The sequence below is a fragment of the Scardovia wiggsiae F0424 genome, assembly GCF_000269605.1.
In the GTDB taxonomy this organism is placed as follows: domain Bacteria; phylum Actinomycetota; class Actinomycetes; order Actinomycetales; family Bifidobacteriaceae; genus Scardovia; species Scardovia wiggsiae.
This window is the reverse complement of the sequence record NZ_AKCI01000001.1, coordinates 561,264-584,021: the sequence shown is the minus strand read 5'-3', so window position 1 is coordinate 584,021 and position 22,758 is coordinate 561,264. Positions and strand designations below refer to the sequence as shown.

Sequence of the window (22,758 nt, the reverse complement as noted above, 5' to 3'; positions counted from 1 at the left end):
TCCGTTAAAATTGGTGAGGTTAATCCTGATGAGAGGTATCTATGACTGGTAAGTCCTTTGAAGCATGTGCGCAGAAGATGCGCGACAGTGAAATGAGCGAAGTTGCCGTTGAACAGTTCAAAAGGCTGTATGATGTGTGGCAAAACGACGAACAGGAATGGATCCGTGAGTCGGAGATAGAACCGATGGATAACATCCGCCATATTGGGGATATCCACGATACTATAAGCCACAAGGTAACAGGCAAAGCCCTCGCGAAGACGGCTATGCTCAAGCTCAACGGGGGGCTTGGCACATCAATGGGGCTCCAGGGGCCGAAATCCCTTCTCCCTGTGCGGCGCCATAAAGCACGCCAGATGAATTTCCTGGATATCATCCTGGGGCAGGTGACTACTGTGCGCCAGCAGCAGGGGGTCAAGCTGCCGCTTACATTTATGAATTCGTACCATACGTCGAAGGAATCTATTGCGCGGATACGCCGTAACCGTAATTTCCATCAGGACGAGATCCCTATTGAATTCCTTCAGAACCGTGAGCCCAAGATCGTAGGTGCAACGGGCGCACCCGTATCGTTCCCCAGCGACCCTGACCTTGAATGGTGCCCTCCCGGGCATGGGGATGTTTTTACGTCGCTGTGGGAATCAGGGCTGCTGGATGTCCTGCAGAACGAAGGGATGGAATATCTGTTCATTTCCAATTCCGATAACCTTGGCGCCCGTCCTTCAAGCACAGTTTCAGGGGCGTTTGCCCAGTCAGGCGCATCGTTTATGGTCGAGGTCGCGCGGAAAACTGATGCCGACCGGAAAGGCGGCCAGATCGTCCGCAGCAGGCAGACCGGATGCCTTATGCTGCGTGAAATGACGCAGGTGCATCCGGATGATAAGGAAGCTGCAACGGATGTTAATATCCATCCATTCTTTAATACCAACAATATCTGGGTTCGCATCAGCGCGCTGAAGAGGCTGCTGAAAGAGCATAAAGGCATACTGCCGCTGCCCGTGATCCGCAACCTCAAAACTGTTGACCCTACTGATCCCTCCACTCAAAATGTGATCCAGCTGGAAACAGCTATGGGGGCGGCAGTATCGCTTTTCGAGGATGCAGTATGCGTAGAGGTGAGCCGTTCCCGTTTCCTTCCCGTCAAAACGACAAATGACCTTGTTATCCTGCGGTCTGACCGTTTCCATCTGACTGATGCTTTTGAAATGGAAGACGGGAACTATATCTTCCCTGATATTAATTTAGATACACGGTACTATAAGAATATCGAAGACTTCGATGAGCGTTTCCCCTATTCTGTGCCGTCCCTTGCTGCAGCAAATTCTTTCACCGTTGAAGGTGACTGGACTTTCGGCAAAGATGTCCACTGCTTCGCAGACGCGCATCTGTCCGATCTGGGTCGGCCGTCGTATGTACCCAATGGGAGCTTCGTAGGGCCCCAGGGGATCGAATCGGATTCATGGCAGTAGGGCAGGGATGCTATAGGCATAAAAGAATTTAAAATCCAATGTGTGTTTTGTGAAAAAACATACTAAAATAGAGTAGGAGTGTGCATCATGCAATGGAAAAATATGTATGCGTATACTCTGGCCGGAGAATTATAAATTGACAGTGAAAGAAAGTACAACTCGAGGACATATGGCTGAAGGACCAACGAACGGCAGGCGCCGGTTTTCCGATAAATGGGGGAAACATGAGCTTGATGTACTCGCCGTGCTATCATCGGCTTTTCCCCAGTGGCTGACATCGCGTCAGATCGCGCAGCGCGTTAAAGCTTATGCTGATTCTTATGGGGAGCTGGCAGACCAGGCTGCGAAAGCGGCATTTGCAAAGCAGTTCCAGCGTGACCGTGCCAAGCTGACAGCGATGGGTATAGCTATTGAATCGCGCCAGCCCGAATATTCGTCAAAATCTGAAGGGCAGGATTTTGCTTCTTACCGGCTCCAGCTGGGTGATGAGCCGCGCATCATGACCCAGTTCAAGCCTGAAGACCTGCCTCTTCTGGCTGCTGCAAATTATCTGGCAAGGTCGGTCTCTGCGAATGAACAGGAGAATGCCCAAAGGGCAAAGGAAAGCCAGCACAAGAGCCGCAGTACACCGCGCCTGGCACAGACCCCTACGCCCGGGCTGGGCCTTGATTCAATCGCACCCGGCCTGGGGACTCAGAAAATACCGGAAGTCCTCACTAATATAGTTGATTCACGCCGGTTCGCTGCAACAGTTGAATTTGAGGGTGAAAATATCAATGTGGCATATACTGATTCCGATGATCTCGCTTCGTATATGCTCGACCACCCCGGATCCCTTATCATTGAACCTATAGAGGCTCGTGAAGCTTATAAGCGCCGCCTGTCGGCAGCGAAGGAATTTGAGCTGGCAGGCTTGTCGGAATCCAAAGATGCGGTACCTGCGTCGCAGATTGAAGTCATGCCTGTTGATGAACTGCAGATAGACGATGATGAGCTTCCCAAGAAGCAGCCGACTGTACAGACAGGCACAGAAGTTGACCGGCGTCTGCATCTTATGCTTTTCCTGTCTGCGCATCTGGGGGAGGAATATTCCGTTTCTGAACTTGCTGAGCGTTTCATTGGCGCACCGCGGACCCCTGAAGAGCAGAGGCGTTTTGTCAATACGATACGTAAGGATATCGGTACTCTGACAACGGTTTCGGATGACGGGGAAGTGGCCGGCAGCCAGTTCTTTGAGATCGACTGGCCCCTCCTTGAGGAGGAAGGCATTGTCAGTGCTACTAATTCCCTTGGGCTCGAACGCCTTGCAGGGGTCTCGCCGCAGTATATGAGTATGCTGACCGCATCGGTAAGCTATCTGGCACATTCGCCTCTTATGCCTGATATCGACCGCAGGCAGGCAATGGATCTGTACAACCGGCTGCATGAATATTCACGGCCCGGACAGACACCATGGCTCAGCCTGACGGGTTTTGAGCTTGCTCCGGCGAGTTTCCCCGTTATCAAGCACGCTATAGAACATGACCAGCTGCTTGATATGGAGTACACTGACGGTTCAGGGCGTACCCGCAGACGTCTCGTGGCCCCTGCCAAAGTATTCGTGGACGAGGGCGTGTATTATCTGGCGGCGTGGACCGGTGTTACAGATAAAGACCGTAAGGACCCCCCTCAGAACCCGCCTACGAAGGAGACCCAGGTTTCCGCCCGCAAGCGCCGTAATTCGCAGTCCCAGAACTGGCAGACCCTGCGCCTTTCGCGCATAGGTACTGTTGAGGCGGTAGAGCCAAGACATCATGTTGAGATCCCCGAAGTCCCGCTGTCGGAGCTGCGGGAATGGAATTTTGAGAACGGTACCCAGGCGGTATTCATTACCAATCAGAAAGGGATGCCGTTTATCAAGAACTTGCCGGGCGCAACGGTTGAAGATACTGAAGACGGGCAGAAGATCCATCTTATCATTTCTTCCGACTCGTGGTTCGTCGCATTCTGTATCGCGCATGCACGCCATATCAAGGCAGTTGGGCCGAAGACCCTCCGTTCTATGATCACTGCGCGCGCTGACAGGGAGTTGACCCATATTGAGCAGCAGGAAGAAGCTGATGCTAAACGGCATGAACATCACAGAAGGAGAAACTGATGCCAGGCTGGGGATGGGCAATACTTGTTATTGCAGCGCTGACAGTTTTCATACTTGGCGTTGTATACGCCCTGCTGCACCTGAGGGATGCGCTGGGCAAAGTTTCCGGGACTGCCGGGCAGGTGCAGTCGCGGATTTCCAGGATGACGGAGAATAAAGGACTGGAACAGCGGGATATGGTCCCGTCATTCACAAAGACCATCCGTGAGAACGCTGATGCCTACTCTCAGGCATATGCAGGTATTATTGAGCGCAGGCGGAAGCGTTCCCGGCGCCACCAGGACCAGTGGACAGCCTGGGCGGATTCTACCCGTGAAGATACTGACAGGCTGGCACAGCAGCTCAATATATCTGAAAACGACTAAAAAAATAAAGGGGCACCAGAAAGCCTGCAAGGGGAGGACGTATATGCCGGATACGAGGGCTGCTGCATGCAAATGGAACCATTCTCCCCGGATAGGCATAGTTACGAATCCTGCAGCTGATAATGGCAGAGGGAAGAAAATTGGCCCCGCTATCATCAGAAAAGTCTCACACAGGGCTTACGAGCTGGGATGCACAGTTATTGACCTGACAGGCCATTCCCGGGAGGAGTCCGCTCTCAAAATCAGCGATTCCCTGCAGGATCTGGATATCCTCATTGTTGCAGGGGGAGACGGGATGGTCAATCTCGGGATGAACGCTGTTGCCCATACACGTGTTGCCCTGGGTATTATCGCCTGCGGTTCCGGAAATGATTTTGCACGGAGTACGGGGCTTCCTGTCCACCGTATAGATACCAGTATTGAAGCTGTGTTTGCAAGTATCATGATGTACTCGTTCGCCCGCGTGGACCTCATCCATGTTACTTCTGCAGATGATGATATTTCCGATGGCTATAAGGGTGATATACGCAAAAGGGTCAACACATACATTGCCGGTTCTCTTAACTGTTCTATTGATGCTGCAATCAACCTGCGGGCCAATGCATCAGGCATCCCTGTCGGTAAATTGCGGTATGGATATGCCGGGATCGCTGCGATAAGCCATCCGCAGGCATACGGCTTTTCTGTCAGTTTCACCGACCTGTCCGAAAACCGCCAGCACCTGGACCTGGAAACCCCTCTCTTCGTTATCTCTAATGCACCATACATGGGCAGCGGCATCAGGATATCCCCGTATTCGTCAGTGACGGACAGCACACTTGATATGGTCTGGGCAAAATGGATGCCCACACCCGCTGAGGGGATGCACGTTCTGTTCCGGGCATACAGCGGCGCACATCTGAGCGAGCGGATCATTGGATGGCAGCAGATCAGAAGTGCTAAGCTGCGGTATTCAGGCAGTTCTGCGTACCCGCCTGTACTTATGGGTGATGGGGAAGTTGTCGGCGAACTCCCTGTAAAGGCCGAATGTGCTCCCAGCGCTGCCAGGATGCTTCTTCCGCCAAGGATTGCGAGGTCGTTCTAGCAGTGACGCATCATAAACACTATAAAAACGCACGCCATACAGCAACGGATACATTTTCCTGCAATGCCGGGCCCAGTCCCGCGCAAAAATACCAGGCTTTCCGGGAGCGCCGCAGACAGGAAGGCACAAGCGCGGCACAATTTGCACAGTCGCTTCCGTTCGGGCTTGATAAATTCCAGCGGCGCGCCCTGGATGATCTTGAATCCGGGAATAACCTTCTTGTTGCAGCGCCGACGGGTGCGGGGAAAACTGTTATTGCTGATTTTGCTATCCATCTGGCCCAGCAGGATAATGTAAAAGCTTTCTATACGACCCCTATAAAGGCGCTCAGCAACCAGAAATACCATGAGCTGGCAAACAGGTACGGTCCTGACAAAGTCGGCCTCCTTACAGGCGATATATCAATAAATTCCCAGGCTGATATCATCGTGATGACAACGGAAGTCCTGCGCAATATGCTGTATGAAGATTCAGCCACATTAACAGCGCTGCGTTACGTTATCCTTGACGAGATACACTATCTGGCAGACCGGATGAGAGGGCAGGTCTGGGAAGAAGTCATTATCCATCTTCCCAGAACGGTGAAAATAGTAGGATTATCGGCTACGGTGTCCAATGTTGAGGATTTTGCCAGATGGATAGAATCTGTCAGGGGAGAGACCTCCCTGGTCGTTTCGGAAAAACGTCCGGTACCCCTTATCCAGGAAGTCCTGCTTCAGCACGATCAGAAAAAAGAGCCCAGGCTTGTCAGCCTTTATCTCAACGGTGATACGTCCGCAGTCAATCCCGAGCTGACAGCCCTTATAAAGCAATGGGACCATGAAGCGGTACGCAGCAGTGCCGGCGCAGGCGGGAAGCCCTATCGCCGTGGCAGGGGAGGCGGGGCCGGCACATCATCTCGGCAGGGCAGCCTGAAAGATAGCCGTAACAGGCCTGCAGCCCGATACGCACCCAAACGGTGGGCAGTCGTTGATGAGCTTGATTTTCTGGATATGCTGCCCGGCATCTATTTTATATTTTCACGCAACGGCTGCGATAAGGCTGTTGAACAGTGTATGCGTGCAGGGCTGCAGCTGACAGGCGATTCCGAGGCCCGCAGGATCCGGCGTATCGTCGATTCCATGGCAGAGGGGCGTATCAGCAGGGATGATGCCAGGGCTTTAGGCTTTGCAAATTTCAGGAATGCGCTTGAACAGGGGATAGCCCCGCACCATGCAGGGATGGTAGCTTTATACAGGGAAATAGTCGAGAAACTGTTTGAGCAGGGGCTGCTAAAAATCGTTTTCGCAACGGAAACACTTGCCCTGGGGATCAATATGCCGGCCCGCTGTGTAGTCGTTGAAAAGCTCGAGAAATTCAATGGCGTATCGCATGAAACGCTGTCGCCCGGCGAATTCACGCAGCTTACCGGGCGTGCGGGGAGGCGAGGGATTGATTCTGTCGGTTATGCCATAGTTGTTGACCATCGCGATTTTGAACCGTCAACAGCAGCGGCGCTGTCGTCAAAACGGGTGTACCCGCTGCATTCGAGCTTCCGGCCGACGTTCAACATGGCCGTAAACCTTCTTAACTTATATGATGCTGATACAGTGCGTTCAACATTGGATCATTCTTTTGCACAATGGGAAGCAGCAAAGGCAGCTGAAAAGCTCATTTCCCAGATCCGGGCCGGCCGTGAGTCCATACAGGGGTATGAAAAGGCTTTCGCCTGTGAATACGGCGATTTTGCTTCCTTTATGCGTTTGCGTATGGAGCTCACTAATGCGGAACGTTCTGAACGGCGCAGGCTTAAGCACACATCTTTTAAGAACAAAAAAGCAAAGGACCGCGCATGGCGCGACCTGGATTCGAAAATCATCAGGCTCCGGGAAGAGGAGCATTCGCATCCGTGCCGGCAATGCCCTGATATCAAAAACCATCTTCGCATAGGATATAAGTGGGCCAAGCTTTCCCAGGAGCTGGACAGGCTTGAAGACCGCTATAATTCGCGGACAGGTACTGTGTCCAGGCAGTTCGACAGGATATGTTCCGTCCTTGCCGGCCTGGGATATATTGAAAAATCGCATGGAGGGGAGTATGCGGTATGCTCCCGGGGCCAGCTCCTGCGGCGGATCTACAGTGAGAATGACATCACTATTGCGCAGGTCCTGATTTCAGGAGTTTTCGACGGGCTTTCACCGGAAGAAATGGCTGCTGTTGCATCCGGATTCGTATATGAATCGCGCACACGGGGAGGATCAGGTTTTCCGCGGCATTTCCCCGGGGGCTCTGGCGGCCGTATTGCGAAGGCAGCTGCCGGTATCGCTGAGATTGATGAAGAGATACGGTGGCAATGTGAAGATGCCGGCCTTGACGATGCCGGAGAGCTTGATTTTGGCCTCTGCGAAGCGATATTTGACTGGACATCCGGTAAATCACTTGCTGAGATACTGGCAGGCACAGAACTTACCGGAGGCGATTTTGTCCGCAGCTGCAAACGTACGGTAGATATCCTTATCCAGCTGTCCAAAGTCGGAGAATATTTGGATAACCCTTATACCGCAACGGTTGCGCAGAAGGCTGCTGACCTCGTCAATAAAGGGATCGTTGCTTACAGCGGAGTTGACGGAGATTAGGGAATATTGTGTGAGTCGCGCTGTTTTAGTAAAGTTGTTGTGTTACGTAACAAGGAGGCCTTATGGCAGAGCGTTCATTACGAGGTATGAGTATAGGTGCAAAATCACTGGAGTCGGACGATAACGTGGATTTCGCTGCACGCCATGAAGTCGTTTATGTATGCCCTCAGGGACATCGTACGATCCTTCCTTTAGCTGTTGGCGTTGAAGAGCCGGAAACATGGGAATGCCGCTGCGGCCAGATCGCGCATCGTGAGAATACTGAAGAAACTGAATCTGATGAATCTGCGAAACCTCAGCGTACCCACTGGGATATGCTTCTGGAGCGCCGCAGTATTGAAGAGCTTTCAGATCTGCTGGATAAGCGTCTTGCCATGCATAATGAAGGCTGGATACCGGATTACGAGTAAACAGATAAAGGCCATAATTTATATATTTAGTAATTTTCGACGAGTAAGCCGATAATGTATGTTATGTCAGATTAGATAAGTTCGCATGGCTCCCTGGAAAATAGATCGACACGTAAAAGTCTCCTGTACTTCCCTGATTTCCTGCAACGTTTAACGCACAGTGCTCTAAGCAGACCAGCACATAGAACACAAAAAATGGGCTTGCCTTTGGCAGCCAGCCCATTTTTAGTACTTTAAAATTTTACAGTTATAAACCCTGTGCATGCTGATATTCACGCTGTGCGCGCTGTGCTTCAATACGTTTGCGCTGCCTGAGCTCCGCAAGCTCATCAATAACGCTTTGGGAATGTACCCGGACACCGGTGTTCCTCATATCCACATAATCCTGCGCGCTAAGGTCATTTTCTACCTTATGCCAGATTGCCGCAACAGATACGCCAAAAACTGCCTGTCCTGAGCTCATCACATCCAGCATCTGGTGGTTATCCGTGCACTGCATAACACTCTCACCATCGCATACTATCATCATATGCTCCAGATCCGTAAGGCTGTACGTCATCAAAAAGGTAATAGCCTTATTAACATTCTGCAGGTTGACTCCTGCGTCAAGGAGACGTTTTGAAACCGAAAGGATCACAACATCGCGGAACGAATACAGGCGCCGTGACCCTGAACCGTGCGACGGCGTGATGGACGGTTCTACTATTTTCTTGCGGGCCCAGTAATCCAGCTGCCTGTATGTGATGCCCGCAACTTCTGCAGCTACAGGCCCTTTATACCCTTTAAGGTCTTCCTGCCGGTCAGCTGATTCAAACAGTTCCCCCTGGACAGCATCTTTCCCTGAAAGGTCTTTGCGGTCCTCAAGCCTGATGTGCAGGGACAGCTGCGGCTTATTATGCTCAGCCATACAAACCTCTATTCTGACGCCTTATGCAGGCATCCTGTATACGTAACTAAATTACCTACTTGTAGTTTATCCTCTTAATTGTGAAGGACTATTGGGCAATAACAGCAGACTTTGTGAAGAATACGAAACGGTACTTCCCTATCATAATTTCATCGCCATTGCGTAATACGGTATCGTCAACACGTTCCCGGTTCACGTATGTACCGTTCAGACTTCCGCTGTCAGTGATGTGGTATCGCCCATCAACGCGGGTAAATACAGCATGCGAGCGGGAAACTGTACCGTCATCAAGCATAATATCCTCATGCGGATCACGCCCCACACGCACTGTCTCCTCATCCAGCAGGTACCGGGATCCGGCGAGCGGTCCCCGTGTAGAGATAAGAAGCGCGGAAGCCGCATCAAGTTTTGCAATGGTTTCAATATCTTCTTTCGTAAGGGGGCGCTGTCCGGCAGTTGTAACCGGCGACATGTTGATTGCCGGCATCCCTATGCTTGTTGTTTCGCCTGCAGATGGTATTGGATCAGTCATACTTCTATTCTACCGTTTTCGCGTACTTATTCTGTTGCGGCCGTGCTGTTGCATTGATCACGACCTGATCCGACTGTTCTACTTTAACTGTTGCACCGTACTGGATCTTGAGCCTGGAGCCAACCCCGCCCGCAATATCGATCGCATTCTGAAGTGTCGTGGAACTCCCGATAGCTTTGATGACAAATGGGCTGCCAATAATAACGCCGTCGCATTCAAGCCCGTTCTCGGTATCTACCACGTAAGATGACGTGACTATCCGCACACCGTCGAATTCGATCACCTCGGCCCCTGCATTGCGGAGCTCTTCAATAACGCTGAACAGGATAGCGGAAGAAAGTTTCGTCTGCCCCTGCGTGATCGTGATGGTTATCCCCTGCCCCTGGGCGGGAAGCCTGCCCGAGAGTATCCCGTTAGTCTGCTCATTTTCCTTGGCAATACGGTTGATCTCTTCCTGTTTGTTGGCAGCCTTCTGAATAGCAGCCAGCTGTGCTGCGAGGGCGGATTTCTGTGCTTCCAGCCTGCTGATCTGGGTATTCGTTTCATCAAGCAGCCTGACCAGTTCGTCTTCACTCAAATTGGTATATGTAGTATCCGTATTGCGCCTCTGCCACATGTAGCCGAAGCCAAGGGCAGCCCCAAGGGCAAAGATTATGAATGATGCCACAACCTTATTCCGGGTTGTTTTTGATATCCTGGGGATCCGGATAAGGCGCCTTCTGGGTACCACTGAAAAAGCGCCTGTGGTTGCTTCCGCTTCGTCAGTGCTGCCTTCCGGGCTATTCGTTGCTTTGCTGCTGCCCGTTATCCCCTTGATACCTTTGGGGTCTTCTTCCGGAGCGCCCTGCCGCCCTGTACCCTGTGATGCCATAAAGCCTCTCTCCCCTATGCCCTGAAAATGTACCGGCGGATAGCAGATACATTGGAGAATATACGGATACCGAGTACGACGATTACTGCTGTAGTGAGCTGGGAACCGACACCAAGCTGGGAACCTAAAAATACCAGAAGCACTGCGGTTATGACATTAGCAATAAAAGAAATGATAAAAACCCGATCGCTGAAATTGCGCTCAAAATATGACCGGGCCGCCCCCAGGAGGGCATCAAGTGCTGCAACGACCATTATTGGCAGGTATGGCTGCAGCCAGATAGGGATATTGGGCTGGAAGAAAATCCCGGCCACAACGCCAGCTATAAGACCCAGAATTGCTGCCATATCATTTCTCCTTTGCGTAATTGATTTTGACCATTCCTGCAGCCGGCAGCGTTAAACTCCGCTGATTGGAAATAGTAACCGATATGCCATACTTTCTCAGCATTTCATTGAACCTCGGATTATGCTCAGCGTCAATAGCCGCAGACAGTTCGCGCGCGTTCCCTATTGCCTCAATAGTATAGGGGCTTGTAATGGGTGTTGTCCCGATGAGGATATTGTTGCCCGCCAGCCGTATGGAGCTCTGCAGCCCAAGCCTGATACCGTTGATCGCAATACCATCAGCCTTATATGCCCACAGCCTGGAGATGATGATCTGCATCTGCTCATCGCTGAGGGACTGTTTGGCCTGCCCTGCTGAAGTGCGGTTGCCGCCCTGGTCATCCGCTGAAGTATCAGAGGAAGGGTTGGTGATAACTATCCGTAATCCCGGCCCCTCAATCTTGGTCAGTGCGGCTGAGAAGTTATCTTCTTTCTGCCTCTGTGACAGCTCAAAATTATCTACAGATTCGGTAAGCTTGTTTAACCGCTGCTGCGCAGAAGTCACCTCAGCTAAAAGTTTTTTCTGGTGTTCGTTCGCATTGCTGACCTGCGCGCTGAGGGCACCCCGGACTTTCGCGCGGGTGTTCCTCTGCAGCAGTTTTACTGCCTGCGTGCCGACAACGCCAATAACAACACATAAAATAAAGCTGAGTGCCCGCATCACCCATGTCCCGGCTTTCCCCGTACGTTTTGCGGTAAGCATCGAATCATCATACATCTGGTCCATGGGGTGGTTGATGAGGTCATCAAGAAGCTGCGAAGATGAATGGCATCCGCCCGTATGCCCTGCTCCCATCGTATTCTCGGTGATTTCGTAACGGAGAAGGCCTGCGGCTGATGCAGAAAAGGCTGACCTTCTCCGGACTGCCTGTGAAACAGGAAGGAATGTTTGGAGACTGTCTACGTCCTCCGCAGCAGTATCAAGGTATATTGAATCGTCCCGTGGCTCGGCCGGCTGTATGAATAACGCAGTATCGGGCTCCCAGGGATCGTCAAAAAGCCCTTCGCTGGTTTTCCTCCTTTTAAGCCTGTTAGCCGGAAACCTGTCAGGATGCAGGGGCTTTTGCGGTTTCTGCGCAGCCATAGTCAGGACTGCTCCCGGACGCGCTGAATATGAAGGATGTCATACCCCTGCTTTAAATAGATAAGCCCGGCGACCCAGTAGAGTACGACGCCCCAGATACTGCAGGCTACCGCTGCGAGATGGAGGGACGCGAAAATGTAGCCCTGCCCCAGATCCGCTACTATCAGTGCGGGGATGGCAATCATCAGCAGCGCCGTACCGGTCTTTCCCGCAAAATGCACCGGCAGCGGGCCGTATCCAAACTGTGCGATAACGAGTACCTCAATAAGCATGACCAGATCCCTGAGCCCTATCGCAATAAGCAGCCACCACGGCAAAAGCCCGGCCATGCCGAAAACGAGCACTGAGCAGAATATAAGGAGCCGGTCAGCCAGAGGGTCAAGCAGCTGCCCTATTTTGCTGATCTGATGCATCCTGCGTGCGAGGAAACCGTCGAGCCAGTCAGATAACGCCGATAATGCAAGGATGATAAGGGCTGCCCACTTACGGTCAGTATAGATCATATAAGCAATCAGAGGTATCGATATAAGGCGCAGCAGGCTGATGAAATTTGGTATAGTGAAAATAATGTCCCGCGGCCTGAGCTGCTGTTCATCGGCAGCATTGAGCCCGCTCTTATCCGTATTATGTGGCCATTTCATCTGCAGTCGCTGCTCCCCGGTAATTCTCAACTGATTTCAGATCTTTCTTTCTGTCCTAACCTCGGAATGCTTCCTGTGCTTTGCGCCGGATGGAGGCGATAGCATCTGCAGGGCTGTCAGCGCCATACACCGCTGACCCTGCAACAAGCACATTTGCGCCTGCTTCTGCAACTATATGGGCTGTTGAAGGGCTCACTCCCCCGTCTACCTGGATATCGGTGTCAAGATGGCGTGATGATATCTCATCGCGCAGACGGCGTACTTTGCCCATCTGGTTAACAAGGAATTTCTGGCCGCCGAACCCCGGCTCCACAGTCATAATAAGGACCATATCGAATTCTTCAAGTATGTCAAAAATAGGTTCCACCGGTTCCGCAGGACGGGCGGCAAAACATGCTTTTACTCCCATATCGTGAAGCTGCCGGGCCAGCCGGACCGGCGCATGGGTTGCCCCCATATGGAACGTTACTGACTTCGCACCGCACCGGGCAAACTCGGGTGCCCAGCGGTCAGGATCCTCTATCATAAGATGGACGTCAACCGGTATGGGTGATACTTCGCAGATCCTTTTGACTATCGGTTCGCCCAGGGTAAGGTTGGGGACGAAATGGTGATCCATCACATCAACATGGACCAGGTCTGCGCTCCTGATGGCGTTCAGTTCGTTTTCCAGGTTCACAAAATCTGCTGAAAGTATACTCGGCGCAATTTGAATAGTCATACAGCTAATTCTAATTACTATGACCGACACGGCTATATGTTATTTTTCGGTTTCCGCATCTTCATGGTCAGCTGTTTCTGTATCCCTGGCAGCATCTTTATCCCCAGCCTCTTTTTCAGCTTTTTTACGTGCCAGTACCCGCTCTTTGGCATGCTCGTATTCAGCTCTCCTGGCAGCGTACTCTTTGCGTTTCTGCTCCCGTTTAGCCCTGTTCTCGCTGTGGGCAGCTGCATTTTCCTCTTTGTACCGGTCCCTGAGGTCTGAAGGTGTCATAGAGCCGCTCTGCACTTCCCCTTCAAGCTCTGTAACACTTTTGAGTTTTTCGGCAAGGACGGAAGTTGTCGCTGAGTACCGCTGGATAAGGACGAATGCTACTGCCGCAGCGACGAAAACGCAGATGGATACCCAGATATTGACCCGCAGGCCAAGCACCTTTACTGCATAATCGATGCGCAGGGCCTCGATCCATGTGCGCCCGAGCGTATACCACATAACATAGAGGGCGAAAGTGCTCCCTGCCCTGAAGCGTTTCTGTATGTGCCGGGTCATACCGATGAGGATCGCTGCCCCAATCAGGTTCCAGATCATTTCATAAAGGAAAGTCGGATGGAACGGGCCGTGGATGCCGCAGGAACCGGGATTATCATAGGATGAACTGGTAACAGTCAGGCCCCATGGAAGGTCCGTGCATGATCCGTAAAGTTCCTGGTTGAAGTAATTCCCTAAACGTCCGATCGCCTGGGCAATGAGCAGCGCCGGGGCGATAGAGTCTGCAAGGATAGCCATGGGATAATGCCTGTGCCTGCACCACGCCCAGGCCCCAAGACCTCCCAATACCACGGCCCCCCATATGCCAAGTCCGCCGTTCCATATTTTGAAGATATCTGCGAAATGCCCCTCAGAACCAAAATACAGCTGCGGAGTTGTTATCACATGATAGAGGCGCGCCCCAATGATGCCGCACGGCACCGCTACGATAGCGGTATCAAAGATCTGGTCAAAGGTGCCGCCCAGCTTTTTCCATCTGACAGTCGTGACCCATACTGCTGCCACAATAGCGATAAGCATAAAAATGGCATAGAACCGTATAGTCAGGGGGCCTAGAGAAAAGCTGGAAATGGGTGGTGATGGGATCGTCGATAACGTCATAGGTTTCCTCTTTAATCAAATACTCTTTTGTCACTACTGTACCGTACAGAGTACACCAGAATCTTTTACCCTGGCCGCCAGCTGCCCGCACGCGCCGTCAATATCTGACCCGCGTGTATCACGCAGTGTAGCGGCAATACCGGCATTATGCAGGATATCCAGAAAGCGGGCTTCATCTTCAGGCTTTGAAGCAGTCCATCTGGATCCTTCAATAGGGTTGAGCGGGATAGGGTTAACATGCACCCAGTCATCCCCATAATGGTTGAGCCGTTTGGCAAGGAGCCGCGCATGCCCGGCCTGGTCATTGATGCCCTTCATGAGGGCATATTCAATGCTTACGCGGCGTTTCGTAGCCATATAATAATCGTGGGCAGCATCAAGGACCTGCGTCGTATTGAAACGTTTATTCATGGGCACAAGTTCGTCACGGAGCTTATCACTCGGCGCATGGAGGGAAACAGCCAGACGTACGGGTATATGCTCATTCATAAGCTTTTTAATGCCGGGGACGATCCCCACTGTCGATACCGTGATATTGCGTGCTGATATCCCGAAACCATGCGGAGGCAGGGCACTTATCTGCCTGATAGTTTTCAGCATGGCATTATAATTCCCCAGGGCCTCACCCATGCCCATAAAAACGATATTGCTCAGGCGTGCGGGTTCCCCAAGCGCCCCATCCCTTGCCTGTGCCGCTGCATACCGTACCTGCTCAAGTATCTCTCCGGCAGACATATTGCGTGTCAGCCCAAGCTGTCCTGTAGCGCAGAATGGACAGCCCATACCGCAGCCGACCTGGCTGGAGATGCATAATGTTGTCCGCGTCGGGTATTTCATCAGGACTGATTCAATACGGGAACCGTCGAAAAGCTGCCATAGAGTTTTGATAGTGGCCCCGTTATCTGCAGTCTGCTCAAGCAAAGGGGTTATGAGATCGGGAAAGAAGCGCTGCTTCACGGTGCCGGCCTGGTCCTGAGGGAAATCACTGTAGCCTGCAACATCAGTAGTGCAATGGGAAAAATAATGTCTCGCCAGCTGGCTTGCCCTGAATTTCGGATACCCCAGCTCTTTGAGCGCTTCTTCACGTTCGCCATCAGACATATCTGTGAAATGTACCGGCGGTTTCCGCCTGTGCGCATGATGTTTAGACAGGACATCCCTGAAAGCACCTGTGGTGCCGCCGGGCGTTATACCTGTTTCGACAGCCTCACTGGATAGTAAAGAAGGCATATGCATTTCTCCCTATAACCCGAAGAAGAATACAGTGAAGAAGGTCACGGGTGCACACATAAGGATGGAATCGACCCTGTCAAGCACTCCCCCGTGCCCTTTAAGAAGATGTCCCATATCTTTGATCCCCAGGTCACGTTTAAGCATGGATGCGCATAGGTCGCCGAACATCCCTGCTATGCCAAGCAGTATCCCCAGGATAAGAAGGATCCACCATTTGGATCTCAGCTCATCGATAGTATATGTGCACAGCCCTACAGCCAATGTCCCCACAACAGTAAACAGGACAGACCCGATCATCCCTTCGACTGTTTTATTGGGAGAGATGCGTTCAGACAATTTATGCCTGCCCAGCACAGCACCAAAAAGGAGCCCCCCGGTATCCCCCAGCGCCGGGATAAAAATAAGCAGGACAGCATGCGCAACATAGTGTTTCATTGTTATGGGAAGCACTATGAAACTTGCAAGGAAAGGTATATAGAATACAGTGAGTATTGAAGCGGCAATGTGGAGGTACCGCTGAGGCCTGGCAGCGTGCAGGTCGTCAACAGTAGCATCGTTCGCCATCCCTGTATTGATTTTGGCAAGTATTGCGCGCGCCGCCCGCTCTGAATGCTGCCGGTTGAAACTTGCAAATAGCAGGACAATAAAAAGCGTGATGATGATGCCGGTCACAGCCGCGGCGAAATGGTACCCCGCCGGCGCATAATAGCACCCTAAAAGTACCGCCGCAGAACATACCCATAAAGCGGCTACCGGTATCCGCAGACCTGCCACAGCGAAATCGATCCGCAGCTCCCACAGCCCGATCACCATGAATATAACGATCAGCCATATGAACGGCTGAGGGTTGAAAAGGAAACTGAGTGTTATGACCGTAATAAGAATAGCCCCCGTAGCTATCGCCTGAGGCATATTCCTGCCTGTCTTCCTGTTTATTGCGTTTACGGCCTCATCCAGGTCCGTAACGGCAGAGTGGTCATCCTTTGTCATGATTATCAGTACTCATTCAGGTTCGTTTTACAGGGCTGCAGCGCGCATGCTGCGGGGGTCATACGGACAGGATCTCTTTTTCCTTTGTTTCGAGGAGGCTGTCGATCTCATCGGAAGCTTTCTTTGTTACTTTCTCAAGCTCATTCTGCAGGCGCTTGCCTTCATCCTCGCCGTATTCGCCGCTTTTGGTGGAAGTATCGATACCTTCCTTGGTCCTGCGGCGGATGTTGCGGATAGCGATCTTGCCTTTTTCTGCAAATTCCCTGGCGAGTTTGACATAGTCCCTGCGGCGTTCTTCAGTAAGCTCAGGAAGTGTGACATGTATAACGTTGCCGTCACGGCGGGGGTTCACTCCGAGGTCAGAGTCGCGGATAGCTTTTTCAATAGCCGCGCACTGCGATACATCGAATGGTGTGACTGCCAGGGTACGGTTATCTGATACGCCGACAGAGGCCAGGGCTTTCAGCGGGGTCGGCGCACCGTAATAATCGACTGTCAGGCCGTTGAACAGAGCCGGGTTTGCACGCCCGGTACGGATCCCGACGAAATTCTCTTTTGTAGATTCGATAGTTTTTTCCATTTGCGACTGTGCATCTTCAACAACTGTTGCCATAGTATCTCCTTAAAATAGGTTATAGTTTATAAAACTTCTGTTATATGTCCTGTGCGGGCTGTCAGCAGGCTACGGCTGGCTGTCGTGCGTAACCAGGGTGCCTAATGCCTCCCCATTGATGACGCGGGTAATATTGCCCGCAGTTTCCAGTCCAAACACACGTATAGGCATATTGTTGTCCCTCGCCATGGACAGTGCAGCAGCATCCATAACAGCAAGGTTATCTACAAGGGCCTTTTTGTAGCTTAGCGTGTGGAATAATGTAGCTGACGGATCTTTTTTGGGGTCTGCCGAATATACACCATCCACACCGTTTTTGCCCATAAGGACTTCATTGCATCCAATCTCCAGGGCACGCTGGATCGATACCGTATCTGTTGAAAAATATGGTAACCCTGCACCGGCACCAAAAATAACGACCCTCCCCTTTTCAAGGTGGCGTATAGCACGCAGCGGTATATAGGCTTCAGCGACCTGTCCCATTGTTATTGCAGTCTGGACGCGCGTTGCCTGGCCTTCCTGCTCAAGGAAATCCTGCAATGCAAGGCAGTTCATGACTGTGCCGAGCATCCCCATGTAATCGGCCCGGGCGCGCTCAAGCCCTGCCTGGCTGAGCTCTGCCCCACGGAAGAAATTGCCTCCCCCAACAACAACTGCTACCTGATTGCCGTCTGCGCATGCCTGCCTGATCTCTCCTGCTATACGACGGATAACAGCGGTATCTATGCCCACAGATCCCCCGCCAAAAGCTTCTCCTGAGAGCTTGAGAAGGACCCGTCGTGCAGGGTGAGCATCCTTGCCTTGTGCCATGCGTACCTCCAAAATATTTCCCTACCATGCTACCTGAAATTCGCGACAGCAGCACATGCCTGGTATATATAAAAAATGGGGCTGAAGCCTTCCAGCCCCAGCCCCATCCGATCATAAACTGACAGGGATCACTCAGCAGCCTCTTCAGCCTGTGAGCCTTTGCCCACTTCTACGCGGGCGAAAGCGAGCGCAGTCCCGTTTACGCTCCTGAACAGGTCCGCAATCGTCCTGGAAGGGTCCTTGACGTAAGCCTGGTCAAGGAGGCAGACTTCTTTATAGAACGCCTGCAGACGCCCTTCAACGATCTTGGGGACGATCTTTTCAGGCTTGCCCTCTGCCAGCGATTTCTCCGTAGCAACACGGCGCTCCGACTCTACGACATCGGCAGGGACATCCTCGCGCGACAGCCACTGGGGAGCCATGGCAGAGATCTGCAGAGCAGCTTCATGCGCTACCTCTGCCCCGGCCTCGTCAGTTGCGATCATCGCTACGATTGATGGAGGCAGCTCGGCGGATTTGCGATGTGCATAAATCTCTACATGCGGCCCCTCAACTTTGGCTACCTGCCCCAGTTTTACGTGCTCATGGAACAGTGCGCCTGCTTCTTCAACAGTATCCTTGATCGTACCGGACTGCGAAGGTGCTGCAAGGGCTTCAGCTTCATTGGAAGCACCAGCTTTGACGACATCTTCAATGACCTCATCGCCAAACTCAACAAATTGAGGTGTTTTAGCAACGAAATCGGTTTCAGAATTAAGCTCAGCTGCGTAGCCGGCCTGGCCGGAAGCGGTGTCAACTATGCGGGAAGCTACAAGCCCTTCCTGGGCTTTGCGGCCTTCACGGGCGCCGGCAGCTTTGATGCCGCGAGCGCGGATGATCTCCTTCGCACGCTCAATATCGCCTTCGGCTTCAGTAAGCGCTTTCTTGACATCCATCATGCCGGCGCCTGTAGCGTCGCGCAGTTCCTTAATAAGAGCGGCAGTAATCTGTGCCATTTTTACTCCTTGCGTTCACTTACAACAATGGTTTTATTCAGCTTCTTCAGCTGTATCCTCAGATCCGCTGTCCGGGCTGTCTTCCTCGGCCTTGGCTTCAGCCTCGGGAGCTTCCTGTGCTGCGGTCTCCTGGGTAAGGAGTTCTGTCTCCCACTCAGCCATTGGCTGTGAAGATGACGCCTCCCCAGCGGCAGAACCGCCCTTGCCGCCTTTACCGGAGCGGGCCAGCAGACCTTCTGCAACAGCATCGGCCATAAGGGAAGTCAGCAGTTCCACGCCGCGGATGGCGTCATCATTGGCAGGGATAACATACTCTACAGCATCCGGATCACAGTTCGTATCAACAAGCGCAACTACCGGGATGCCCAGCTTATGGGCTTCTTCCACGGCAAGGGCTTCTTTATTGATATCAACAACGAACATTGCTGAAGGTGTACGGTTCATATTGCGGATACCGCCAAGCTGGCGGACAAGTTTATCTTTTTCGCGTTCAAGGAGAAGGAGTTCCTTCTTTGTCAGCCCGCTGGCATGGACATCGGAGAAATCCATTTCCTCGAGCTCTTTCATGCGGCTTACGCGCTTGGAGACTGTCTGGAAATTAGTAAGCATGCCGCCCAGCCAACGTTCAGAGACATAAGGCATCCCTACGCGGGCAGCCTGCGCAGCAATCGCCTCGGACGCCTGCTTCTTGGTGCCTACAAAAAGTACTGTACCGTTATGGGCAACAGTTTCCTTGATAAAGGAATATGCAGCATCAATCATGCCCAGTGATTTGAACAGATCAATAATATGGATACCGTTGCGTTCCATAAGGATGTATTGTTTCATCTTAGGGTTCCAACGGCGGGTCTGATGACCAAAGTGAACGCCAGCATCAAGCATCTGGCTCATGGTAATTTGTGCCATGATATACCTTTCATTGTCGGTTATTGCCTGGCTATGCGTATCTGAGTGCAATTCCTGCGAATCGACCGACACAGACCGTCGCCTGCATAGCGCGAATTTGCGTGCCGTAGACAATACAGATGGCCTTTGCATGTGCGACTATGCTTCAGCCGGAAGTGGTGGCACGCCACAAAACAGTATACAGGCATATAGGTATAAGGGCAAAACTATGAGCCGCGGTGGTTGCGCATATAGCGGAGGGCCTGCCTGCGCTCATCGCTCTCGAGCCTGTCCAGATAAACATGCCCATCGAGATGGTCGCATTCATGCTGGATCATCCGTGCCATGATACCGTGCCCCTCAAGCACTACTTTATTGCCCTTAAGGTCGGTGCCCTCGGCTTTTGCATACTCAGCCCTGCGCGTTTTATACCAGAGCCCCGGAACCGACAGGCACCCTTCATCACCGTACTGCTCGCCTGATGTTTCCTTGATCACGGGGTTAAGGATATAGCCGATTTTCCCATCGATATTATAAGAGAAGGCGCGAAGGCTTACCCCTATCTGGTTTGCCGACAGCCCCGCGCGGCCCGGGTCGTCAACAGTATCAAGGAGATCCTGGATCAGGCGTTCCACTGAGGGGGTTATCTGTGTGATCGGATCACATGCTGTGCGCAGGACAGGATCAGGGACGACTCTGATTTCTCTGATAGCCACGGTACCTCATTTGCCTGTTTTCGATATGTCCTGCGGAGCGCTGCCGGAAGCCTCTGCCGAATCTCCATCAGCAGCGGATGTGCCACTGGCAGAAGCATCTTTTGCACTATCTCTGGTAAGCTTCACATACTTCGGCACAGTTTCCGTCAAAGTATCCCTTGCCTTATTCCAGATCGGGTCTATTTTTTCCTGGACCTGCTTGAAGGAGCGCTGGGTAGACTCGGAAACGGTATCTGCAGCTTCCATGATCTTGGCCGTCGGAGCCTTGGGCATAGAGCTCGGTTTTGGCGCATAAATATCGTTATCTATAATGTCCTGGTATTTTTTCATAACTTCGCCGCGGACCACCTTCATGCTTGGTGTCAGCGTCTTATCATCCTGAGAGAAATCATTAGGAATGACGATGAACTTGCGTACCGATTCGGCACGGGAAACAGTAGAGTTGGCCCGGTCGATATACTCCTGGATATATGACCGGACAGCATCATCTGAGCCTGCAGTTTCCACAGTCACCTGGCCGTTGCGCCCCTGACCGGTAAGCCATGTCTCCAGCATGTCCGGGTCAAGCGTGACTAGGGCCGATATGAATGGGCGGCCGTCTCCAATGACCACAGCCTGGGAAACTATCGGGCATGTTTTGATGATATCTTCCATAGGCGCAGGGGAAACGTTCTTGCCGCCTGCAGTGATAATAACATCTTTCTTGCGGCCAACTATATAAATAAACCCGTCATCATCGATCTCAGCAAGATCTCCTGTCCTCAGCCACTCGTGGCCGGCACCGTCGAAAACCTCATCAGTACGTTCAGGGTCATTGAGATAACCGACAAAAACACTGGGGCCTTTGATCTCAAGCTCGTCATCATCGGCAAGCCTGCAGGAGAACCCGGGGGCTACCATACCCGCAGAGCCGACACGGTTATGTATCTCTGAGTTGATAACGCACGGGGCTGCAGTCTCTGTCATGCCGTAGCCCTGGATAAATGTGATACCGTCTATCCCATGGAAGAAATGCGCGAGGTCAATATTGACGGGCGCTCCCCCGCAGGCGAGGAAATGCAGTTTGCCGCCCATAGCGGAACGGACGGAATCCCCTACTGCACGTTCATAGAAAACATGCCTGCTCCGCTCGTGCAGGGTGTGCTTCTTCCCGGCTTCCTCGTCCCTGGACCACTGGGTGAAATGTTTGACCGCGTTGGCGAATATCCTTCCCTTTACCCCGGCACCCGCTTTCTGGGATGCGGCATTATATACTTTTTCAAACACCCGGGGGACGCCAAGCAGATAGGACGGTTTGAATGTACGCATATCGCTCAGCAGGTGCTTGACATCAGACAGATACGCGACAACGCCCCTGTCACTGAAAATAGTTGAATACTGTATGTATCGTGCGAAACAGTGGGCCAGGGGCAGGAAAAGCAGAAGGCGTGTCGGATCACCATTAAGCATATGCGGCAGGATATTCGGCCCGTTAACAACGATATGGGCAAAGTTCGTATTGCTCAGCATCGCACCTTTAGGCTTCCCGGTAGATCCTGAAGTGTACACAATGGTAGCTATATCTGATCCGGTGACTGCATTGACCGCTTCATCAAGCCTATCCTGCGATACGCCTGTCCCCCAGTCTTCAATCGCATCCAGGCCATCTGTTTCCAGGTTGAATACGTACTGGACCGAATTGGCGGAGTTCGCGCGAAGACGCTCAAGTATCTGGGCGCGTTCTTCACCTGCGGTAAAAGCTATGGCCGGATGTGTTTCAGAAACAATATTCTCTACCTGCCCGGAAGAATCTGTATCATAGACCGGTACAGAAACAGCGCCCACGGCAGCGCAGGCGAAATCAACAACGCCCCACTGGTATGATGTCGGCGCATATATGAGGACAGTATCCGCCTTCTTAACGCCCAAAGCAATAAGGCCTCTGGCCGTTTTCTGCACTGCGTCAAGCATCTGTGCTGCAGTGACATACTCCCAGTCCCTGTTTTTCCCCTTCAGGTATGCAGCCAGGGGCTCATCCGGATTTTTCTGCGCGCGGGCAGAGAGGAAAGAATAAATGGTATCTCTGTCAGTAACGACCGTGATATCGGGATACGTAAACTCTCGTAGCATATTTTCAGTTTACGCTATGGAGGGTATGAATTATGG

General features: G+C 52.1%; 22 protein-coding genes. 6 read left to right on the top strand and 16 right to left on the bottom strand.

Going from position 1 to position 22,758, the window contains the following annotated elements; genetic code table 11:
• The first annotated feature begins 41 nt into the window (after positions 1 to 41).
• The 6 genes from HMPREF9156_RS0102615 (at position 42) to HMPREF9156_RS0102590 (ending at position 8,080) form a co-directional block, all read left to right on the top strand.
• Positions 42 to 1,469, top strand: a complete 1,428-nt coding sequence (locus HMPREF9156_RS0102615; protein WP_007147252.1) for a UTP--glucose-1-phosphate uridylyltransferase — start codon at positions 42 to 44, stop codon at positions 1,467 to 1,469.
• A 169-nt stretch (positions 1,470 to 1,638) separates the two neighbouring features.
• Positions 1,639 to 3,606 carry a helix-turn-helix transcriptional regulator gene (locus HMPREF9156_RS0102610; RefSeq protein ID WP_007147251.1) on the top strand — a complete coding sequence of 656 codons (1,968 nt, stop codon included), beginning with the start codon at positions 1,639 to 1,641 and terminating at the stop codon, positions 3,604 to 3,606.
• Entirely contained in the window at positions 3,606 to 3,971 is a 366-nt protein-coding gene (locus tag HMPREF9156_RS0102605; protein WP_007147250.1) for a hypothetical protein, read from the top strand. The genes HMPREF9156_RS0102610 and HMPREF9156_RS0102605 overlap by 1 nt, the downstream gene beginning before the upstream one ends.
• Before the next feature lie 43 nt (positions 3,972 to 4,014).
• Positions 4,015 to 5,055 (top strand): diacylglycerol/lipid kinase family protein, encoded by a 1,041-nt coding sequence (locus HMPREF9156_RS0102600; protein ID WP_007147249.1) that lies wholly within the window; start codon positions 4,015 to 4,017, stop codon positions 5,053 to 5,055.
• Positions 5,056 to 5,057: 2 nt separating this feature from the next.
• Positions 5,058 to 7,670, top strand: coding sequence for a DEAD/DEAH box helicase (locus HMPREF9156_RS0102595; RefSeq protein ID WP_017147424.1), 2,613 nt, complete (start codon positions 5,058 to 5,060; stop codon positions 7,668 to 7,670).
• 62 nt (positions 7,671 to 7,732) lie between these two features.
• On the top strand, positions 7,733 to 8,080 hold the full coding sequence (locus HMPREF9156_RS0102590) for an RNA polymerase-binding protein RbpA (RefSeq protein WP_007147247.1): 348 nt from the start codon (positions 7,733 to 7,735) through the stop codon (positions 8,078 to 8,080).
• Positions 8,081 to 8,327: 247 nt separating this feature from the next.
• Here the strand turns inward: HMPREF9156_RS0102590 and HMPREF9156_RS0102585 are convergent, their stop codons facing one another.
• The 16 genes from HMPREF9156_RS0102585 to HMPREF9156_RS0102510 all read right to left on the bottom strand — a co-directional run bounded on the left by HMPREF9156_RS0102585 (position 8,328) and on the right by HMPREF9156_RS0102510 (position 22,722).
• Positions 8,328 to 8,987, bottom strand: coding sequence for a MerR family transcriptional regulator (locus HMPREF9156_RS0102585; protein ID WP_007147246.1), 660 nt, complete (start codon positions 8,985 to 8,987; stop codon positions 8,328 to 8,330).
• Between the two features lie 88 nt (positions 8,988 to 9,075).
• Positions 9,076 to 9,519 (bottom strand): FHA domain-containing protein, encoded by a 444-nt coding sequence (locus HMPREF9156_RS0102580; RefSeq protein ID WP_007147245.1) that lies wholly within the window; start codon positions 9,517 to 9,519, stop codon positions 9,076 to 9,078.
• Positions 9,520 to 9,523: 4 nt separating this feature from the next.
• Positions 9,524 to 10,390, bottom strand: a complete 867-nt coding sequence (locus HMPREF9156_RS0102575) for a DUF881 domain-containing protein (protein ID WP_007147244.1) — start codon at positions 10,388 to 10,390, stop codon at positions 9,524 to 9,526.
• Positions 10,391 to 10,404: 14 nt separating this feature from the next.
• On the bottom strand, positions 10,405 to 10,737 hold the full coding sequence (locus tag HMPREF9156_RS0102570) for a small basic family protein (RefSeq protein ID WP_007147243.1): 333 nt from the start codon (positions 10,735 to 10,737) through the stop codon (positions 10,405 to 10,407).
• Position 10,738: 1 nt separating this feature from the next.
• Positions 10,739 to 11,860 (bottom strand): DUF881 domain-containing protein, encoded by a 1,122-nt coding sequence (locus tag HMPREF9156_RS0102565; RefSeq protein ID WP_007147242.1) that lies wholly within the window; start codon positions 11,858 to 11,860, stop codon positions 10,739 to 10,741.
• Positions 11,861 to 11,862: 2 nt separating this feature from the next.
• On the bottom strand, positions 11,863 to 12,501 hold the full coding sequence (locus tag HMPREF9156_RS0102560; RefSeq protein WP_007147241.1) for a CDP-alcohol phosphatidyltransferase family protein: 639 nt from the start codon (positions 12,499 to 12,501) through the stop codon (positions 11,863 to 11,865).
• 55 nt (positions 12,502 to 12,556) lie between these two features.
• Complete coding sequence (gene rpe, locus HMPREF9156_RS0102555; RefSeq protein ID WP_007147240.1) at positions 12,557 to 13,222, bottom strand: ribulose-phosphate 3-epimerase; 666 nt, start codon at positions 13,220 to 13,222, stop codon at positions 12,557 to 12,559.
• Between the two features lie 39 nt (positions 13,223 to 13,261).
• Entirely contained in the window at positions 13,262 to 14,371 is a 1,110-nt protein-coding gene (gene lgt / locus HMPREF9156_RS0102550; RefSeq protein ID WP_007147239.1) for a prolipoprotein diacylglyceryl transferase, read from the bottom strand.
• Positions 14,372 to 14,404: 33 nt separating this feature from the next.
• Positions 14,405 to 15,601, bottom strand: a complete 1,197-nt coding sequence (gene rlmN, locus HMPREF9156_RS0102545) for a dual-specificity RNA methyltransferase RlmN (protein ID WP_007147238.1) — start codon at positions 15,599 to 15,601, stop codon at positions 14,405 to 14,407.
• Positions 15,602 to 15,613: 12 nt separating this feature from the next.
• Positions 15,614 to 16,594, bottom strand: coding sequence for a phosphatidate cytidylyltransferase (locus HMPREF9156_RS0102540; RefSeq protein ID WP_007147237.1), 981 nt, complete (start codon positions 16,592 to 16,594; stop codon positions 15,614 to 15,616).
• 58 nt (positions 16,595 to 16,652) lie between these two features.
• Positions 16,653 to 17,207, bottom strand: coding sequence for a ribosome recycling factor (gene frr / locus HMPREF9156_RS0102535; protein ID WP_007147236.1), 555 nt, complete (start codon positions 17,205 to 17,207; stop codon positions 16,653 to 16,655).
• Between the two features lie 69 nt (positions 17,208 to 17,276).
• The gene (gene pyrH, locus HMPREF9156_RS0102530) at positions 17,277 to 18,017 is read right to left on the bottom strand and encodes a UMP kinase (RefSeq protein WP_007147235.1); all 741 of its coding nucleotides are present in this window, start codon (positions 18,015 to 18,017) and stop codon (positions 17,277 to 17,279) included.
• Between the two features lie 128 nt (positions 18,018 to 18,145).
• Complete coding sequence (gene tsf, locus HMPREF9156_RS0102525; RefSeq protein ID WP_007147234.1) at positions 18,146 to 19,012, bottom strand: translation elongation factor Ts; 867 nt, start codon at positions 19,010 to 19,012, stop codon at positions 18,146 to 18,148.
• A 33-nt stretch (positions 19,013 to 19,045) separates the two neighbouring features.
• Complete coding sequence (gene rpsB / locus HMPREF9156_RS06835) at positions 19,046 to 19,918, bottom strand: 30S ribosomal protein S2 (protein WP_037328661.1); 873 nt, start codon at positions 19,916 to 19,918, stop codon at positions 19,046 to 19,048.
• 206 nt (positions 19,919 to 20,124) lie between these two features.
• On the bottom strand, positions 20,125 to 20,613 hold the full coding sequence (locus tag HMPREF9156_RS0102515) for a peptide deformylase (RefSeq protein WP_007147232.1): 489 nt from the start codon (positions 20,611 to 20,613) through the stop codon (positions 20,125 to 20,127).
• A gap of 6 nt (positions 20,614 to 20,619) precedes the next feature.
• On the bottom strand, positions 20,620 to 22,722 hold the full coding sequence (locus HMPREF9156_RS0102510) for an AMP-dependent synthetase/ligase (RefSeq protein ID WP_007147231.1): 2,103 nt from the start codon (positions 22,720 to 22,722) through the stop codon (positions 20,620 to 20,622).
• Positions 22,723 to 22,758 lie beyond the last annotated feature (36 nt).

What these genes read in the sequence shown, in the direction of transcription:
- HMPREF9156_RS0102615 (WP_007147252.1), top strand. Translation starts at nt 42, where the DNA reads ATGACTGGTAAGTCCTTTGAAGCATGTGCGCAGAAGATGCGCGACAGT.
- HMPREF9156_RS0102610 (WP_007147251.1), top strand. Translation starts at nt 1,639, where the DNA reads ATGGCTGAAGGACCAACGAACGGCAGGCGCCGGTTTTCCGATAAATGG.
- HMPREF9156_RS0102605 (WP_007147250.1), top strand. Translation starts at nt 3,606, where the DNA reads ATGCCAGGCTGGGGATGGGCAATACTTGTTATTGCAGCGCTGACAGTT.
- HMPREF9156_RS0102600 (WP_007147249.1), top strand. Translation starts at nt 4,015, where the DNA reads ATGCCGGATACGAGGGCTGCTGCATGCAAATGGAACCATTCTCCCCGG.
- HMPREF9156_RS0102590 (WP_007147247.1), top strand. Translation starts at nt 7,733, where the DNA reads ATGGCAGAGCGTTCATTACGAGGTATGAGTATAGGTGCAAAATCACTG.
- HMPREF9156_RS0102585 (WP_007147246.1), bottom strand. Translation starts at nt 8,987, where the DNA reads ATGGCTGAGCATAATAAGCCGCAGCTGTCCCTGCACATCAGGCTTGAG.
- HMPREF9156_RS0102580 (WP_007147245.1), bottom strand. Translation starts at nt 9,519, where the DNA reads ATGACTGATCCAATACCATCTGCAGGCGAAACAACAAGCATAGGGATG.
- HMPREF9156_RS0102575 (WP_007147244.1), bottom strand. Translation starts at nt 10,390, where the DNA reads ATGGCATCACAGGGTACAGGGCGGCAGGGCGCTCCGGAAGAAGACCCC.
- HMPREF9156_RS0102570 (WP_007147243.1), bottom strand. Translation starts at nt 10,737, where the DNA reads ATGGCAGCAATTCTGGGTCTTATAGCTGGCGTTGTGGCCGGGATTTTC.
- HMPREF9156_RS0102565 (WP_007147242.1), bottom strand. Translation starts at nt 11,860, where the DNA reads ATGGCTGCGCAGAAACCGCAAAAGCCCCTGCATCCTGACAGGTTTCCG.
- HMPREF9156_RS0102560 (WP_007147241.1), bottom strand. Translation starts at nt 12,501, where the DNA reads ATGAAATGGCCACATAATACGGATAAGAGCGGGCTCAATGCTGCCGAT.
- rpe (WP_007147240.1), bottom strand. Translation starts at nt 13,222, where the DNA reads ATGACTATTCAAATTGCGCCGAGTATACTTTCAGCAGATTTTGTGAAC.
- lgt (WP_007147239.1), bottom strand. Translation starts at nt 14,371, where the DNA reads ATGACGTTATCGACGATCCCATCACCACCCATTTCCAGCTTTTCTCTA.
- rlmN (WP_007147238.1), bottom strand. Translation starts at nt 15,601, where the DNA reads ATGCCTTCTTTACTATCCAGTGAGGCTGTCGAAACAGGTATAACGCCC.
- HMPREF9156_RS0102540 (WP_007147237.1), bottom strand. Translation starts at nt 16,594, where the DNA reads ATGACAAAGGATGACCACTCTGCCGTTACGGACCTGGATGAGGCCGTA.
- frr (WP_007147236.1), bottom strand. Translation starts at nt 17,207, where the DNA reads ATGGCAACAGTTGTTGAAGATGCACAGTCGCAAATGGAAAAAACTATC.
- pyrH (WP_007147235.1), bottom strand. Translation starts at nt 18,017, where the DNA reads ATGGCACAAGGCAAGGATGCTCACCCTGCACGACGGGTCCTTCTCAAG.
- tsf (WP_007147234.1), bottom strand. Translation starts at nt 19,012, where the DNA reads ATGGCACAGATTACTGCCGCTCTTATTAAGGAACTGCGCGACGCTACA.
- rpsB (WP_037328661.1), bottom strand. Translation starts at nt 19,918, where the DNA reads ATGGCACAAATTACCATGAGCCAGATGCTTGATGCTGGCGTTCACTTT.
- HMPREF9156_RS0102510 (WP_007147231.1), bottom strand. Translation starts at nt 22,722, where the DNA reads ATGCTACGAGAGTTTACGTATCCCGATATCACGGTCGTTACTGACAGA.